We start from the raw sequence: 15,821 nt of genomic DNA, 5'->3' as shown, positions 1-15,821 counted from the left end.
ATGCCGCTTATTTCGTGGCGGTGCGATATTCGTGGGAGAAGCTGGGGTCGTAGAGCTTGGACAGGCTGTACTGATCCCCCAGGAAATCCCCCACTAAGATCTGAGCGGTCTTGGTGATCCCGGCTTCTGATACCTTATCTGCAATGGTGGAAAGGGTTCCCAGGACGACCTTCTGATCCGGCCAGGTGGCCCGCTGAACCACGGCAATGGGGGTATCCGGACGATAGTGCTTCATGAGACGGGCAGCCACCTCATCAATCATCTGGACGGAGAGGAAGATGGCCATGGAGGCCTGGTGGGCCGCCAGGGATTCCAGCTGTTCCTTTTCCGGTACCGGGGTCCGGCCCTCCAGCCGGGTACAAATAACGGTCTGGGAGACATCCGGCAGGGTGAATTCCTTTTTCAGCACGGAGGCGGAGGCAGTAAAGGAGCTCACCCCGGGTACTACCTCATAGGCGATGCCTTCGCCTTCCAGGCGGTCCATCTGTTCCCGGATGGCGCCGTAAATGGAGGGATCTCCGGTGTGTACCCGGACTACCCGTTTACCCTGGGCCACGCCGTCCTTAATGACGGTAATGACTTCATCCAGGGTCATGGAGGCTGAATTGTGGATTTGGGCATCGGCCTTATGGCCTTCAAGCACCCCGGGGTTCACCAGAGAACCGGCATAGATAATGACATCTGCTTCATCCACCAGGCGTTTGCCCTTTAGGGTGATCAACTCCGGATCCCCTGGTCCGGCTCCAATTAAATAGACTGTATTTGTACTCATAATATCTCCTTTACGTCTTTGGCCTCCCGGGCATGCTCGACGAACATTTCCTGGATAGCTTTATTTTCTCCAATTCCCACAAGATGGCACACCACCTCGTAGCCCTGGGCCATTAACTGGCTCTTCCAGGATTCCTCATCATCCCCGGCCATGTCATTTTGGGCATGGTCCCCGGCGACGATCATAAAAGGCATTAAATGGACCCGTTTATAGCCCCCGGCTTCTAGTTTCGGCAGGATATCCGAAAGCTCCGGAAACCCCTCAACGGTTCCCATAAACACCCCAGGATAACCGTGATGCTTAAAATAATAATCCATGGCAGGGTAGGCACTATTGGCGTGGTGATCCGTCCCATGCCCCATGAAGACACAGGCTTCATCCACCGACAGCTCTGGGACATCCCCAGCGAGGATTCGGGCCACTGCCTCAAAATCCTCCTGGGTAGTTAACAGCGGAACCCCCAGGGTCAGTGTTTTAAAATCATGGGCGTATTGTCTGAGCTCCGAGAGGGTCAAATCGTACTCGTAACCGTTAATAACATGAGTGGTTTGACAGACCACCTCCTCGTAGCCCGCCGTTTTCAGGCGTTCCAGGGCTTCCAAGGGCGTATCCACCACCTCACCATCCCGATTTTTAAGCTTTTTGATAATCATCCGGGCAGTGAAGGCCCGGTAAAAATCGTGGTCAGGATAGGCTGCCTGGAGGACCTTCTCAATGGCTCCAATGGTTTTCGCCCGAGTTTCGGGGTAGGAGGTTCCGAAGCTGATGACAAGGAGCGCTTTCTTACCCATGGGCCAGTTCCTCCAGGGCCGCCCGATGGTCGGCAATGGTCTGGGCCACATCCTCCTGGGTGTGGGCCGCAGAGAGGAAGATGGCTTCAAATTGGGAGGGGGCCAGCAAATTGCCAGCTTCCAGCATGGCCCGGAAATACCGGGCATACTTTTCAGTATCGCTGGTCATCACCGAAGCAAAGTCCACAATGGGGGTATCGGTGAAGAACTGACACATCATCCCTTTGAATCGGGTGATTTGTGCGGCAATGCCCGTGGCTTCAATATTGGCCTTGAAGCCTTCTTCCAATTGGATGGCTCGGGCTTCCATGGCATCATACACCTCGGGATGGGCCTTTAAATACCGCAGGGTATTGAGCCCCATGGCCATGGCGATAGGATTACCGGAAAGGGTGCCGGCCTGGTACACCGGCCCGGTTGGGGCCAGCTTTTCCATGATATCCCGGCGGCCGCCAAAGGCGCCCACGGGCATCCCGCCTCCAATGATCTTACCCAGGGTGGTTAAATCCGGGGTAATGCCCATGACTGCCTGGGCGCCGCCGTAAGCCACCCGGAATCCGGTGATGACCTCATCGAAGATAAGGAGGGCACCGTTGTCCTCGGTGATTTTTCGCAGGCCCTCCATAAAGGCCTGGGTTGGCGGGACCACCCCCATATTTCCAGCCACAGGCTCCACGATAATGGCGGCGATTTCCCCGGCATTTTCGGCAAAGAGGGCTTGAACGGAATCCAAATCGTTATAGGTGGCCACCAGGGTATCCTGGGCTGCCCCTTCGGTAACCCCGGCGCTGGTGGGAACCCCAAAGGTCAGGGTGCCGGATCCGGATTTAACCAGGAGGGCATCGCTGTGGCCGTGGTAACATCCCTCAAATTTAATGAATTTATTCCGACCGGTGTAACCCCGGGCCAGACGAAGGGCTGACATGGTGGCCTCGGTGCCGGAGTTGACCATACGCACCATATCCATGGAGGGATAGGCGTCGCAGATCAGCTCGGCCATTTCCACCTCAATTTCCGTAGGAGCACCGTAGGTGTTTCCCTTGGCCAGGGCAGCCTCGATCCCCTGGTAATAAACGGGGGAGCTGTGACCTAAAATCAAGGGACCCCAGGAGCAGATATAGTCGCGGTAGGTATTGCCATCGGCATCGGTGATGTGGGACCCCTGGGCGTGGTCCACAAAGACCGGGGGCATTCCCACGGAGCCAAAGGCCCGGACCGGGCTGTTGACCCCCCCGGGGATGGTTTTACAGGCCCGGGTGAAGAGTTGTTCAGACTGACTGTGTTCCATTTATTGGTACGCTCCAATCAAAGCCTTGAGTTCCTTGGCAAAATAGGTGATGATGATGCCGGCACCGGCACGTTTGATACACAGCAGGCTTTCATAAATGGCCCGCTCATCCAGGAGCCCGGCGTCCACGGCATTACGGATCATGGCGTATTCCCCGCTGACCTGGTAGGCTGCCATGGGCAGGAAGGAAAGCTCCTTGGCCTTGACGATGATATCCAGATAGGGCATGGCGGGCTTCACCATGACGATATCCACCCCTTCCTCCACATCCAGGGCCACTTCCTTCATGGCTTCCTCTACGTTGGCAGGGTCCATCTGATAGCTCTTCCGATCCCCGAAGGCCGGTGCAGAATTGGCGGCATCCCGGAAGGGGCCGTAGAAGGTAGAGGCGTATTTCGCCGAATACCCCATAATGGGAATACTTTCAAAACCAGCCTCATCCAGGGCATCCCGGAGGGCTTCAATATGGCCGTCCATCATATCCGAGGGGGCCACCATATCCGCCCCGGCTTTTGCCTGGCTCACGGCGACCTTACACAGGGTCTTCAGGGATTTATCCCGCTTGATATCCCCATTGTCATGGAAGAAGCAGCAGTGGCCGTCACTTTTGAATTCACACAGGCACACATCGCAAATGACGTACATTTCCGGGTCCACTGCCTTGATGGTGCGGACCGCCTTCTGGACGATGCCATCCTCCACAAAGGCTGGGGTGGCTTCGGCGTCCTTTTCATCCGGCACCCCAAAAAGGATGACGTAGCGGATGCCCAGCTCCCTGAGCTGCACCACCTCGGTCTTAAGCATATCCAGGGACAGATGGTACTGGCCCTTCATGGAGGGGATCTCCCGGCGAATGCCCTCCCCATCCACCACAAACAGAGGATACACCACATCCTCCATGGAGAGGGTGGTTTCCCGGATCAGGCTCCGGACAGCCGCATTCTTACGTAATCTAGTGGGTAACATTGTCTTTCTCCTTTTTCATTTTAAGCATTGCCTTTAACATTCCGTCGATGGTATATTCCACCGCTTCAATATCCACGGACAATCCCAAATCCGCCATTCGCTCTGAGGTTACCGGCCCGATGGAGACGCAGACCGCCGATTTTGTCAGGGCGATGTTTTCAGGACCGATTTTCTCCACAAAGAACTGGGCCGTGGTGGAACTGGTAAAGGTGATATAGTCGATGGCCCCCTCTTTAAGCAGAGCAAGGGCATCCACATCATCCCGGGTTTCCCGGATGGTTTCGTAAATGGGGATTTCCTCCACCGGGCAGATTTTAGCCAGCTCCTCAGCCACCAGAACCCGGGCGTTTTTAGACCGGGGCAGCAGCACCCGGCTGTCGGCGCTTAGCAAGGGGGCTAAGCCTGCCACCAGCTCCTCGCCCACATATTTTTGTGGAACGAAGTCCGGCACGATACCATGGGCCTTTAACAGATCTGCCGTGGCCTTTCCAATGGCGGTAACATGGAGACCCCCAAAGGCACGGCTGTCCATTCCTGCGGAGGCCAGGGCCGAGAAGAACAGCTCCACCCCATTGACACTGGTGAAGATAATGTGGGTGTAATCCGATAAAACCGGAAGCACCGCATCCAGATGCGCCATGGCCTCCGGTACCGGGCTGATTTTAATGGTGGGGTATTCGATGGTGGCAGCTCCTAAATCCTGGAGCTTTTTCACCATGGAGGAGGCCTGGGTCCGGGAACGGGTGACTAACACCGTCTTTCCAAAGAGGGGACGGTTGTCGAAGAAACGCAGCTTTTCCCGCTTACTGACCACATCCCCCACCACAATGAGGCTGGGGGCCGTAATCTTAGCGGCGGTGGCAATCTCACAAATGGTGGCTAAGGTCCCGGTGACCACCCGCTGTTTAGGCGTGGAGGCCCGATGGACCAGGGCCGCCGGACGGGTGGCTTCCATGCCGTTTTCCATGAGCTTTTCGGTAATCTTCCCCAGATTCTCCACCCCCATTAAAAAGACGATGGTCCCCTTGGATTTCCCTAAAACCGGCCAATCCAAATCGTTGTTGTCCGATTTTAGATGTCCCGTCACCACCTGGAAGGAGGAGGTGCAATCCCGATGGGTAATGGGAATCCCGGCATAGGCCAGTCCCCCGATGGCGGAGGTAATCCCCGGGATCACCTCGAAGGCGACCCCGGCATCGTAGAGGATTTCCCCTTCTTCACCGCCACGACCAAAGACGTAGGGATCGCCCCCCTTTAAGCGCACCACGGTTTTTCCGGCTTGTCCCAGCTCCACCAAAAGGGCATTGGTTTCATCCTGGGTCCGGTAATGGTTGGAGGACCGCTTACCCACGTAATATTTTTCGCAGTCAGGCTTCACATAATTTAAGAACTCTGGATTCACCAGGGCATCGTAGACCACAGCGTCACAGGTTTCCAGCTTTTCCCGGGCCTTGACCGTCAACAGTCCCGGGTCCCCACAGCCGCCCCCTGTTAGATATATCATTCCGCTCATCCGTCCACCTGACCTTTCATGGCAATTGCCAATTGATTTCCGATTTCTGCTGCCTGACGGGCATCCCCCGTGAGGATATCCGCCACCAGGCGGCTGCCATCCTCGGTACCGTACAGCCCGTGGAGGCAAATGCTGCCGTCCTCAGCCAGCTCACAATAGGCCCCGATGGGGATATGGCAGTCTCCGTTAAGCCCCACGAGGAATCCCCGTTCCGCTTCCATCTGAACCCGGGTCCGCTCATCACAAACCGTGGCCATGAGAGCCTTGACGTCTTCGTTATCCTCTCTAATTTCCACCGCCAGGATTCCCTGGGCCGGGGCACAGACAAAGGTGCTGGGGTTCAGGGGGACCACATGGTACTCTGGCGCATCGTACACGCCGATGCGGCGCATTCCTGCCGCCGCCAGAATAATCCCGTCTAATCCCTGCTCCTGCATCTTTCGGATACGGGTATCGATGTTCCCGCGAATCCCCACAATTTCTAAATCCGGACGCAGAGCCTTCAGCTGGTAGATCCGACGTTTACTCCCGGTGGCCACCACCGCCCCCTGGGGCAGATCTAAAATACTGGTGATGGCATGGGGGGTCACCAGGACGTCCGAAGGGTCCTCCCGCTTCGGAGGTACCGAAAGGGTCAGGCCCTCTGGCAGGGATGAAGGCATATCCTTCATGCTATGGACCGCCATCTGGATTTCTCCGGACAGCAGGGCATCCTCCAGCTCCTTGGTAAAGAGGCCCTTATCCCCAATGGCATCCAGTGCCTTATGTTGGATGGTATCCCCTTTGGTGGTGATGATTTTAAGCTCAAAATCCACCTGGGGATTGGCTTTTCGAAGGGTGTCCAGCAGCCAGTTGGTTTGCACCACTGCCAGCTTACTCCCCCGGGAACCGACTATAATTTTCATTGCTCCTTCTCCCACTCTTTCTGTAATTCTTCCACACTCATTGCTGCCTGGGCCTTTAAACGGGCCTGTTTTTCATCCTTATCCAGGGATGATGCCAGGGTTCTTTGCCGCAGCTTTTTCAAATAGGTCAGGCGCCGGGCGTAGCTTTCATCGTATCGCCCTTTCAGTTCTGACACAATGGCCTTGGTCAGGGTCGGGCTGGCCCCCTCGGTACACACCGACAGGGTCAGGTCTCCCCGGCGAACCACCGACGGAAAGATAAAATCCGAAGCCCCGGGATTATCCACACAATTCACCAGGATTCCCCGGGCCTTGCAGTCCGCCACAATTTTGGCATTGACCCGGACATCGTCCGTTGCCGCAACCACCAGAGCCATGCCCTCTAAGTGCTCCTGTCCATAGCTTGCCAGGCAGAGGGTAACGCCGGCCACCGCCTCGACGGGAAGGTCCGCCGTCACCAGGGTAAGGATACAGCCAGATTCAGCCAAGGTCCTTGCCCGACGACATCCCACTCTTCCGCCGCCAACCACCAAAGCTTTTCGTCCCTCTGTGGTAAAAAGCAACGGTAGGCGCCCGGCCATTACTGCCCCTCCTGGGTCAGGAAGGCAATGGTTTTTTCAAACCGCAGGATATCATCCTCGTTATCCAGGGTTTTCAACTGACGAATGGAAGGCATCACCATTTCCCGGAATTTCGACCGGACAATTTTGGACAGGAATTCTTCTTCCTTATCTGTCAGCTTTAGCCGGCCATTTAAAATCTCAATGGTTTCGTCCGCCAGCTCTCCGGCATGGTTATTAAAATGGGCCACCATATTATCCACCTTGGATTTGGTGATCCACACCATAAGCCCGTCGATTTCGCTGTCAATTTCTCCCTCGATCTTTGCGGCAATCTGCTCCCGGTAATGCATCTTTTCGTCGATGATATGCTTGAAATCATCCACGGTAATGAGCGCCACATCGGGCATCTCACCAATGGCTGGCTCCACATCACGGGGGAGGGCCATATCGATGATCATCAGAGGTTTTTTCCGCTGGGCCATCAGCTCCTCTTTCAGGACCACATGGGGGGAGGCAGTGGCGGAAATGACCACGTCCATCTCCTCAATGGCGGTGTACCGATCATCGTATTGGAGGACATTCACCCCTTTGTATATCCCCCGGTATTCGTCCCCTGGATGATAGGTCCGATTGGTCATATACACCGAGTGAAATCCCTCGGCCGCCATGTAGCGCAGGGCCAAAATCCCCATTTTTCCGGAACCGATGATGAGAACCCGTTTATCCGCATAATTCGCGTAGGTCCGCTTGATGTGCTTCACCGCCGTGGAGCTTAGCGATACCGGGGTCTCGGAAATTTTATACACCGTTTTTACCTTTTTGGCAAAGGTAACGGCCTCTCTGAATATTTTGGTGAGATATTTCCCGGCACCCCCAACGGACTGGGCTTTTTCCAGGGCATCTTTCACCTGGCCCAGGATCTGGTCCTCTCCTAAAATCATGGAGTCCAGCCCTGTGACCACCCGGTAAAGGTGAAGCATCGCCTCTCTTTCCCTGTAGCTAAACAGATAGTCCTCAAGCTCGGGTGATTTCGCCTTGAGGTAGTAATCTTTCAAGGCAGCCAGGGCCGCTTCCGGGTTCCGGGTCGCTGCATAAATTTCACTGCGGTTACAGGTGGAAAGGATGAGGACCTCGGCGATGGATTCCTCTTGTTTCAGGGCCTCAATCCCCTCCTTCAGGGTTCTGGTCATAAAGGAGCCCTTTTCCCGGATGTTTAAGGGCGTATTCTTATGGTTGATCCCCACGACGACGATCTTCATCCTACTCTTCCTTCTTTCCTGCGGTAATAATGAAAATGGGGTTAGCTGCCTTCAGCATGGTCAGGCCCCCTACCCGTTCTCCCCGGGTAATGCCCACCTGAATGATTTCCACATCCTCAAATCGGGCCTCCAAGGCTTCCTTTGCGGCACAGGCATTCTCCAGGGTTACAAAATTACAGACCAGCCGTCCATCGGGTTTTAAATGACACCGGCACCAGTCCAGTATCTCCGTCAGACAACCGCCGGTCCCCCCGACAATGACCTTGTCCACCTCATCCGGCGCCAGGGAAAATCCCTCGGGGGCAAAGTGGGGAATCAGGGTGACGTTTTGGGCGTCGAATTCCTCGGCGTTGCGTTCCACCAATTCCTGGGCGTCCTCCTTGCCCTCCAATGTAAAGACGTGTCCGGCATAGGCGGCATGGGCGGCCTCCATGGTGAGTCCCCCGGTTCCGGCCCCAATCTCCAGGACCACATCATCTTTGTCGATGCCCAATAGGGCGATGGTGAGGACGCGGATTTCCCGCTTCGTCATGGGGGCCTTCCCCCGGACGTACTCACTATCCTTATACGCTGCGATTTCACTCATCGGCAATCACCACCACGGACATCCCCTGCTCTTCAAAGGAGAGTGCCTCTTGAACACTGAGCCGGCAAATCCGCTCCTCAGGATAGGATAGGTTCTCGCCGACGTAAATCCATTTGCTATCGTATCCGGCATTCACCAGCATTTTTGCGATGGCCGCCGTGTTTTGCTCCGCATCCGTCAGAACCCCCAGGGTCCCCGTCAGTGCCAGGCGGGCGATGAGATCCTGCTTGCGGCCGTGAAGGCTCATAAGCTGGGCATCCTGCCAGGGCATCTTGATCTTCGCAAAAAGATACTGGAGGGATGAAATCCCCGGAATGGCCTCAATATCCGCCACAGGAATGACCTTCTTGGTATAGGAGAGCAGGCTGTAAAACCCACAGTCCCCGGAAACCACAATGGCAGTGCGCCGGTTCTTATATAAATACTTAGCCTGGGCCATAAGCTCCGACAGGGGCTTTCCGCCGCCAATGAGCAGGATTTCCTTGCCCTCACTGTCAAAACTCTCCAAATGGCGCTTGCCGCAGAGAATAACCTCAGCCTCTGCAATGGCGGCCTTTGCCACCGGCAGTATGTAATCGGGATGGCCTGGTCCCAGGCCAATCACCTTTATTGCTTGCATATGCGTCCTTCCATTTCCTTCGCGCCTGAGCTGGCTCCTAAAAATCCATGGGCTTTGGAGAAGAGGACCACCTCGATATGGATATTCCCATACACTTTACCCTCACAGCGTTTTTTAACGGCTTCGGCCAGATGGTCAAAATACCCGGTCAGCCCCGCCTCCAGCAAATAATCTGTGGCCTCATCGGTAGTGGTGCTCCCCATAATTTTCGCCACACAGACCTGATCTGCCCCCAACAGCGCCGCATGGGCCGCCAGGATTTCCATCCGCCCGTCGCACACCCCGCTGTGGGTATTGAAGAGGCCTCCAGCCACCTTTACCAGCTTTCCCAAGTGTCCCACAAAGAGGATTTCTGAGATATCAAAGTCCTCGGCCTCCTCTAACATAAATCCCACGTAATTACTGGTTTTAACCATACGGTTTTCCGGAAGCCCCTGTTCCAGGGCAAAGTCCTTGCCGTAATTCCCGGGAATAAAGATAATGGGGTCCATTTCCTGGGCCTTCAGCATGGAAATCTCCAGCTTCATGGAGGCCTTTAGGGCGTCCTCACTCATGGGCTCGACGATTCCCGATGTCCCCACAATGGATAATCCCCCCTGGATACCCAGCTTGGGGTTAAAGGTGCGCTTGGCCAATTCCACCCCATCGGGAATGGAAATTTCCACCTCAAAGCCCCCTTCGTAATCCTGTACCTGCATGATTTTCATCATTTCCCGGGTGATCATCTGGCGGGGTACCGGGTTGATGGCCGGCTCTCCCACCGGAACGGATAACCCTTTCAGGGTCACCATACCGACACCAACCCCTGCGGAAAAGCGAATGCCCGGTTCATTCTGGGTGCGGACCGTGACGTAAACCTTCACCCCACCCGTAATATCCGGATCGTCCCCGGCATCTTTAATGACGCTGCACCGGGCCCAATCCTCCCCCACCTCACAATCGTGGAGGGTTAAATCCAGGGGCCAGCCCTTGGGGGTGTCGATGGTCACGCTCTTCACCCGGGCTCCGGTTAAGAGCATCCGGGTGGCCCCGGCAGCGGCTGCCGTGGCACAGGAGCCGGTGGTATAGCCGTAGCGCAGGCGCTTTCCACCCTTCTCCACGTATTTTTCAAACACGGTCATTCCCCCAAATCGTAATCTTTTTTAATCAGCACCGTGGAAAGGTAGGGAATCTTCCCGGCGAGGACCTCGATATCCCGGACCACGCTCTGGGTATCCATACCAATATTGGACACCAGGATAAATTGTTTCTCTAAACCCCGGGTCTTTAGCTCCTCGGCCAGCTTGGCATTGTCTGCGGATACCTTCATGACAACGATATTTTTATGGGCATCCAGAATGGCCCGGATTTCTTCCATGGGCTGGGTCATGGCCACTACCCCCAGGGATTCTTCCCCCTGGGTCAGGGGAATCCCCACCTGGGCGGCCAGGTTACAGAAGGAGGGAATCCCTGAAAGGGTAACCACCTCAATGTCCCGTTCCACCAGGAATTCCATAATGTAGGAATAGGTGGAAAACACCATGGGATCTCCTAGAGTCAGGAACACCACATCCTTGCCATCCTTTAACATCACCTCAATGGCATCGGCATTTTCTGCCCATTGCTTCTGGAGGGTTTCCCGCTCCTCCGACAGGGAGATCATGGGGAAATTCATTTCAATGACTTCTGTCCCCTGGGGGATATGGCTCTCCACAATCCGATAGGCAATGCTGGGCTTTCCCATCTTCTTGGTGGGGGTCACAATGACATCCGCCCCTTGAAGAATCTTCAGAGACTTGACGGTAATGAGATCCGGGTCCCCTGGTCCGACGCCCAGGCCGTAAAACGTTCCTTTCATCTTACCACTCCCTTCCCAATTGATAGAGCATGGCATTGAGGATGGCTGCCACCACTGGGCTGCCGCCCTTTCGTCCGTTGATGCGGATATAGGGGACCTCCAGGGCGTCCAAGGCGTCCAGAGCTGCCTTGGATTCCGCCGCCCCCACAAAACCGATGGGTGCCCCGATAATCAAATCCGGCTTACCCTTCCCCTCCTGGATGGCCTCAATGAGGCGATACAGGGCTGTCGGGGCATTGCCGATGGCAAAGATACCCACCGCTTCATCCCCCAGGGCCTTTTCCATGGCCACGGTGGAGCGGGTGACGCCCCGTTTAGCGGCTTCTGCCCGAACGTCCTCATCGTGGACATAGTTGACGATTTCCACCCCCTGCATCTCTGCGGCCCGTTTATTGACAGCCACCTTGATCATACTGGTGTCCGCGTAGATTTTCTTTCCTTCAGACAGTGCTTTAATCCCCTTGGCCACGGCATCGTTTTTAAACTCTACTAAATCTGCATATTCAAAGTCTGCGGTGGTGTGGATGATGCGCTTAACAATTTCCGCTACCTCTTTCGGCAATGGCCGCCCCAGTTCTTCAGTGATGATTTCAAAGCTCCGCTTTTCAATTTCCTGAGGATTGTTGATATATTCCATGTCTCGTCTCCTTTATAATTGGTTCCTGAATCCATATTTCCCTGTATTGCCGTTACGCCTGAACACTGGTCTGCAATCCCCCGGAAATAATATTCTTTAAAAACAGGGCATCGTAATCCGCCTTGGGAATCAGCCGTAAGAAATCTCCCATGAAGCCCTGATAATCAAACTGGTTGTCGGTGTACATCACCCCGATGACCGTTCCGCTGTGGCCGGTGACCACGCCGTGTCCCCCATAGGCTTTAGATAAAGCGATAAGGGTCTCTAAATGGGGCTTGTGAATAATCTTTTGGTTGAGCCTGGCACTTTCAGTACAGGCTGCACCAATACGGTCCAAATCCCCGGCGGCAATCCCCTGGTTAAAGGCCTGTACCACCTGGGCGAAGGCTTCGATATCCCCGGCATCGTAACCCTCCATCTGTCCGTGGAAGCCCACGGTATTGACCCGGCCGCTAAACTCCACAATGAGGACTGGCGTCTCCAAATGGGTGTGATAATCCGCCAGAATCTGGCCCCCCACGTGGTTGAAAAGATTGAGCTCCGGATACATGATATTGTCCGTCGGCTCAATGGCGATGCACAGCTGTGCGATGCGGTCGGCATCCAGACCCAGGTCGTAATAGGCCCCCAGACCCTGGGCCACTGCTGCCAAATCTGCGGTGGAGCTGGCCATCCCTCGCTCCATGGGAATTTCCGAATTGAGGGCTATATTGATGTTGTGCTTCTCACTCCGGGGGAGACGGTACTCCCTGAAAATGAGGTCTAACATATCCGCCGCCTTATCATTCATCATGCGGGTAGCCGGTCCCTCGGCGATGGTCACCGTGGAGTATAAATCCACGGGGCAGGACACCAGGCAGGGATCTGGTCCCACCCGGCCCTGGATGAACTCGCCACAGCTTCCCGGGGCTTTAACCTCTACCTTTCGCATGCTTGACCTCCATGGCCCCATCCAGCAGAGCGATGAGGAATTGTGGATTACTGTAAAAATGGATATGGGGATACCCGGCGATGGTGTTGTTCTTCACATAACCGCAGTGCCACTGTTTATTCCCCTTCGAAACGGTGTAGGCTGTGGGCAATGCCTCCTCTACCTCCACCAGGCTGTGATGAAATTCATGGGCCCGGGTGGAGATGTGTTGTTCCCCAATTTTAGCCGATACCTCCACGTACCCAAAACGCTGGAGACGCTTGGTCATCACCGTGCGGGCTGGCAGAAATCCAATGCCCTTTGTGGGGTCTCCGGTTTTATCCGCCATGCACTGGGTCAGCACCATCAGTCCCCCACATTCTGCAAAGCAGGGCAGCCCTGCCTCCAGGGCCTGGCGGGCATTTTCCCGAAAGGCCTGGTTTTCTTCAAATTCCTTCCCAAATACCTCGGGGAAGCCCCCGCCGATATAGAGGCCATCCAGGTTATCCGGCAGGGCCCCATCGGCCAGGGGGCTAAAGAATACCAGCTCCACCCCCAGCACTTTCAGGGCGGATAAATTATCCTGGTAGTAAAAGTTAAAGGCCTGGTCCCTGGGGATGCCGATTCTCAGACCCTTATACTGACTGGCCCTTTCTTTAAAGGGGTCTGCCATCAATCCCTCGGGGCATATTGTCTCGGAAAGGGATAACATCTGGTCCAAATCGATATGGGCCTCTGCCAGGGCCGCCGCCTGATCCACCTTTTCCCGGATATCGGCTAACTCATCCACCGGAATCAACCCCAAATGCCGGCTGTTGACCGCAAGCTCCGGACATTCCGGCATCCAGCCCACACAGGGAACCCCTGCGTGGGTCTCAATCATTTCCTTTAACAAATGATAGTGGCTTTCCGAGGACAGGCGATTGACAATGACCCCAGCCACCCGGACCTCAGGATCGAAATCCACATAACCCTTCACCAGGGCCGCCGCGGATTTGGACATCCCCCGCCCATTGATGATGAGGAAAACCGGGATGCCCAGCACCTTGGAAAGATAGGCACTGCTTCCCACATCATCCTTCACGCCGTGTCCATCGTAGAGCCCCATTACACCTTCTACTACGCCCACAGCATCGTCCGTCATTTTGCCATAGTGCAGGAGGCGGACGGTTTCAGGGTCCAGCATCCAGGTATCCAGGTTAATGGATGACTGCCCGGTGACAAAGGTGTGGAACATGGGATCGATGTAATCCGGCCCGGTTTTAAAGGGGTGGACCGCCTCACCCCTGGCCCGCAGCGCCGCCATGATGCCCATGGTTACTGTGGTCTTCCCTACATTGCTGCTGACCCCGGCCAGCATGAAATCTTTCATGGTCTCCCTCCAATCGCAAGTACATTTTTGTTGGCTACGAAGTATAACACGCGCTCCGGTGCCTTGCTCTATCCACTTTCATACTTCTGTTAGCTAACGCGCAAAAAAAGTCTGTCATCCCTTTACAATTGGGAAGACAGACTAAAAAAGCGTTCAATTAACCCACTTCTCCCACCGAGATGATTCCTTGACTTTATCATCCTGCCCAGGTCTCCTGACTTTTGCTTCATCCTGACCCTCCCCTTCCCATCCCATTTTGGAACAGTGGTCTCGGAGGTTTCGTCGGCAATCACAGTAGCGGGGGCTGTAGCGGTTTTTACCGCTTTTCCTGCACAGCATGAACCTTATTCTTATTGATTACGTTTATGTTACCACAATTACGGCACACATTCAACGAAAAAACATCGCTAATTCGCCGAACGATTCGTCTTTTATACAAAAAAACGCCAAAGATTCTGGAACCCTCCCCCTAAAATAGATTCACTAACTTTTGCCCGCCAATCTGTAAGAAAAGATTGGTTTTTTTTCATGAATTTGCTATGATTAACTAAACGATGAATGGTATTGTGGAAGAGAGGGTTTTATCAATGCAAAAAACAGAATCAACTGAAAATTATTTAGAACGGATTTTAATGCTCCGACAGGAAAAGGGGAATGTACGGGCCATCGATGTGGCCAATGCCCTGAATTTTTCCAAGCCCAGCGTCAGCATTGCGGTGAAGCGGCTTCAGGAACAGGGTTATCTTATCGTAGACGATGGGCACTGCCTGAAGCTAACCCCCTCGGGGGAAGCCATTGCCCAGAAGATCTACCAGCGCCATTGTAATCTGGCAGCACTGTTTATGGCCGTTGGCGTTAGTGAAGAGCAGGCCAGCACTGATGCCTGTATGATTGAGCACGACATCAGTGAAGAAACCTATCAATGCCTTCTAAACCACTACAAATCACACTTTAAGGGCTAAGGGCTATTATTTTAGGAGGATTTTTCGAAAATCTCCCACGGTCTTGGGATAAGGACCGTCCTCGGGCCAACGCCCACTTTCAATCATCGCATCCCGGACATCCAATAAAATGGGTTTTTTCAAATTAGCCTTAATACGAATGTCCTCATTGGAGAAGATGGCCTCTGGAGTGCCATCGGCAATAATGTCCCCACCGGCAAAAACAATGACCCGCTTCGCCCAACGATAGGCAAAGTCCATATCGTGGGTAGAAATCAAGAGGGTCTTGCCCTGATCCACCAACTTGCTCAGGACTTCCTCCAGCATGACCGCATTCAGGGGGTCCAGAGAAGCAGTGGGTTCATCAAAAATAATAACCTCGGGGTGCATGGCGATGATATCCGCAATGGTGATGCGTTTCTTTTCCCCACCACTGCAATAATGGGGGGCCCGATCCCTGAATTCCATGAGATTCATATAGTCCAGGGCTTCGTCCACCCGACGGACCACCTCATCCCGGCTGAGCTTTAGGTTCATGGGCCCAAAGGATACCTCCCCCATGACGGTGGAGGCGATAATCTGATTATCCGCATCCTGGAAAACGATGCCCACCCCCTTGCGCAGGGTATTCAAATCCTTCTTATTGCGAGTAATCGTCTGGCCCTTGAAGCGGATCGTCCCCTCGTCGGGAATGAGTACCCCATTGATGTTTAAAAAGAAAGTGGATTTACCTGCGCCATTGGAGCCCACCACAGCAATCCGCTCCCCTTGCCGGATATCGACGGTGATTCCGTTGAGTGCCGCATTTTCCCCGGAGTAAGCATATTTCAAATCTGTGATTTCTAAAATCGATTCCTGCATT

The 15,821-nt window shown here is 54.5% G+C and carries 17 protein-coding genes and 1 riboswitch; of the genes, 1 reads left to right on the top strand and 16 read right to left on the bottom strand.

All coding sequences use genetic code 11. The annotated features are described in order from the left end of the window. Positions 1-7: 7 nt before the first annotated feature. Genes cobM through BLW33_RS03480 form a run of 15 tightly spaced genes read right to left on the bottom strand, consistent with a single transcriptional unit; the run spans position 8 to position 14,018 of the window. Positions 8-772 carry a precorrin-4 C(11)-methyltransferase gene (cobM, locus tag BLW33_RS03550; RefSeq protein WP_090305153.1) on the bottom strand — a complete coding sequence of 255 codons (765 nt, stop codon included), beginning with the start codon at positions 770-772 and terminating at the stop codon, positions 8-10. Next, on the bottom strand, positions 769-1,563 hold the full coding sequence (locus tag BLW33_RS03545) for a sirohydrochlorin cobaltochelatase (protein ID WP_090305150.1): 795 nt from the start codon (positions 1,561-1,563) through the stop codon (positions 769-771). Before BLW33_RS03545 ends, cobM begins: the two co-directional genes overlap by 4 nt. Continuing rightward, complete coding sequence (gene hemL / locus BLW33_RS03540; RefSeq protein WP_090305147.1) at positions 1,556-2,851, bottom strand: glutamate-1-semialdehyde 2,1-aminomutase; 1,296 nt, start codon at positions 2,849-2,851, stop codon at positions 1,556-1,558. The genes BLW33_RS03545 and hemL overlap by 8 nt, the downstream gene beginning before the upstream one ends. Next, a complete protein-coding gene (hemB, locus tag BLW33_RS03535) occupies positions 2,852-3,817 on the bottom strand; it encodes a porphobilinogen synthase (RefSeq protein WP_090305145.1) in 966 nt (321 codons plus the stop codon). It abuts the gene before it with no gap. Further along, the gene (gene cobA / locus BLW33_RS14215; RefSeq protein ID WP_090305142.1) at positions 3,804-5,330 is read right to left on the bottom strand and encodes a uroporphyrinogen-III C-methyltransferase; all 1,527 of its coding nucleotides are present in this window, start codon (positions 5,328-5,330) and stop codon (positions 3,804-3,806) included. The genes hemB and cobA overlap by 14 nt, the downstream gene beginning before the upstream one ends. Then, positions 5,327-6,235: a hydroxymethylbilane synthase gene (hemC, locus tag BLW33_RS14210; protein WP_090305139.1), complete on the bottom strand. Its 909-nt coding sequence runs from the start codon at positions 6,233-6,235 to the stop codon at positions 5,327-5,329. Before hemC ends, cobA begins: the two co-directional genes overlap by 4 nt. Further along, on the bottom strand, positions 6,232-6,816 hold the full coding sequence (locus BLW33_RS03520) for a precorrin-2 dehydrogenase/sirohydrochlorin ferrochelatase family protein (protein WP_090305137.1): 585 nt from the start codon (positions 6,814-6,816) through the stop codon (positions 6,232-6,234). The genes hemC and BLW33_RS03520 overlap by 4 nt, the downstream gene beginning before the upstream one ends. After that, a complete protein-coding gene (gene hemA / locus BLW33_RS03515; RefSeq protein ID WP_090305134.1) occupies positions 6,816-8,057 on the bottom strand; it encodes a glutamyl-tRNA reductase in 1,242 nt (413 codons plus the stop codon). Before hemA ends, BLW33_RS03520 begins: the two co-directional genes overlap by 1 nt. Before the next feature lies 1 nt (position 8,058). Then, positions 8,059-8,643: a precorrin-6Y C5,15-methyltransferase (decarboxylating) subunit CbiT gene (cbiT, locus tag BLW33_RS03510; protein ID WP_090305131.1), complete on the bottom strand. Its 585-nt coding sequence runs from the start codon at positions 8,641-8,643 to the stop codon at positions 8,059-8,061. Next, positions 8,636-9,262 carry a precorrin-6y C5,15-methyltransferase (decarboxylating) subunit CbiE gene (gene cbiE / locus BLW33_RS03505; RefSeq protein ID WP_090305128.1) on the bottom strand — a complete coding sequence of 209 codons (627 nt, stop codon included), beginning with the start codon at positions 9,260-9,262 and terminating at the stop codon, positions 8,636-8,638. Before cbiE ends, cbiT begins: the two co-directional genes overlap by 8 nt. Then, complete coding sequence (gene cbiD, locus BLW33_RS03500; RefSeq protein WP_207647799.1) at positions 9,250-10,377, bottom strand: cobalt-precorrin-5B (C(1))-methyltransferase CbiD; 1,128 nt, start codon at positions 10,375-10,377, stop codon at positions 9,250-9,252. Before cbiD ends, cbiE begins: the two co-directional genes overlap by 13 nt. A gap of 2 nt (positions 10,378-10,379) precedes the next feature. Then, positions 10,380-11,099: a precorrin-2 C(20)-methyltransferase gene (gene cobI, locus BLW33_RS03495; RefSeq protein ID WP_090305119.1), complete on the bottom strand. Its 720-nt coding sequence runs from the start codon at positions 11,097-11,099 to the stop codon at positions 10,380-10,382. 1 nt (position 11,100) lies between these two features. Continuing rightward, entirely contained in the window at positions 11,101-11,736 is a 636-nt protein-coding gene (locus tag BLW33_RS03490; RefSeq protein ID WP_090305116.1) for a precorrin-8X methylmutase, read from the bottom strand. Between the two features lie 52 nt (positions 11,737-11,788). Continuing rightward, positions 11,789-12,667, bottom strand: coding sequence for a GHMP family kinase ATP-binding protein (locus BLW33_RS03485; protein WP_090305113.1), 879 nt, complete (start codon positions 12,665-12,667; stop codon positions 11,789-11,791). Beyond that, positions 12,648-14,018 carry a cobyrinic acid a,c-diamide synthase CobB gene (locus BLW33_RS03480; RefSeq protein ID WP_090305110.1) on the bottom strand — a complete coding sequence of 457 codons (1,371 nt, stop codon included), beginning with the start codon at positions 14,016-14,018 and terminating at the stop codon, positions 12,648-12,650. The genes BLW33_RS03485 and BLW33_RS03480 overlap by 20 nt, the downstream gene beginning before the upstream one ends. A 186-nt stretch (positions 14,019-14,204) precedes the next feature. After that, positions 14,205-14,373: riboswitch (cobalamin riboswitch) on the bottom strand. A 232-nt stretch (positions 14,374-14,605) separates the two neighbouring features. On the opposite strand from BLW33_RS03480, the gene BLW33_RS03475 reads away from it, so the two are divergent. Continuing rightward, on the top strand, positions 14,606-14,980 hold the full coding sequence (locus tag BLW33_RS03475) for a metal-dependent transcriptional regulator (protein ID WP_090305107.1): 375 nt from the start codon (positions 14,606-14,608) through the stop codon (positions 14,978-14,980). Between the two features lie 6 nt (positions 14,981-14,986). On the opposite strand, the gene BLW33_RS03470 is transcribed toward BLW33_RS03475, so the two are convergent. Next, positions 14,987-15,820: an energy-coupling factor ABC transporter ATP-binding protein gene (locus BLW33_RS03470; protein WP_090305104.1), complete on the bottom strand. Its 834-nt coding sequence runs from the start codon at positions 15,818-15,820 to the stop codon at positions 14,987-14,989. Between the last annotated feature and the right edge of the window lies 1 nt (position 15,821).

Source organism: Eubacterium aggregans, from assembly GCF_900107815.1.
Taxonomy (GTDB): domain Bacteria; phylum Bacillota; class Clostridia; order Eubacteriales; family Eubacteriaceae; genus Eubacterium_O; species Eubacterium_O aggregans.
This window is presented reverse-complemented; position numbering and strand designations above follow the sequence as displayed.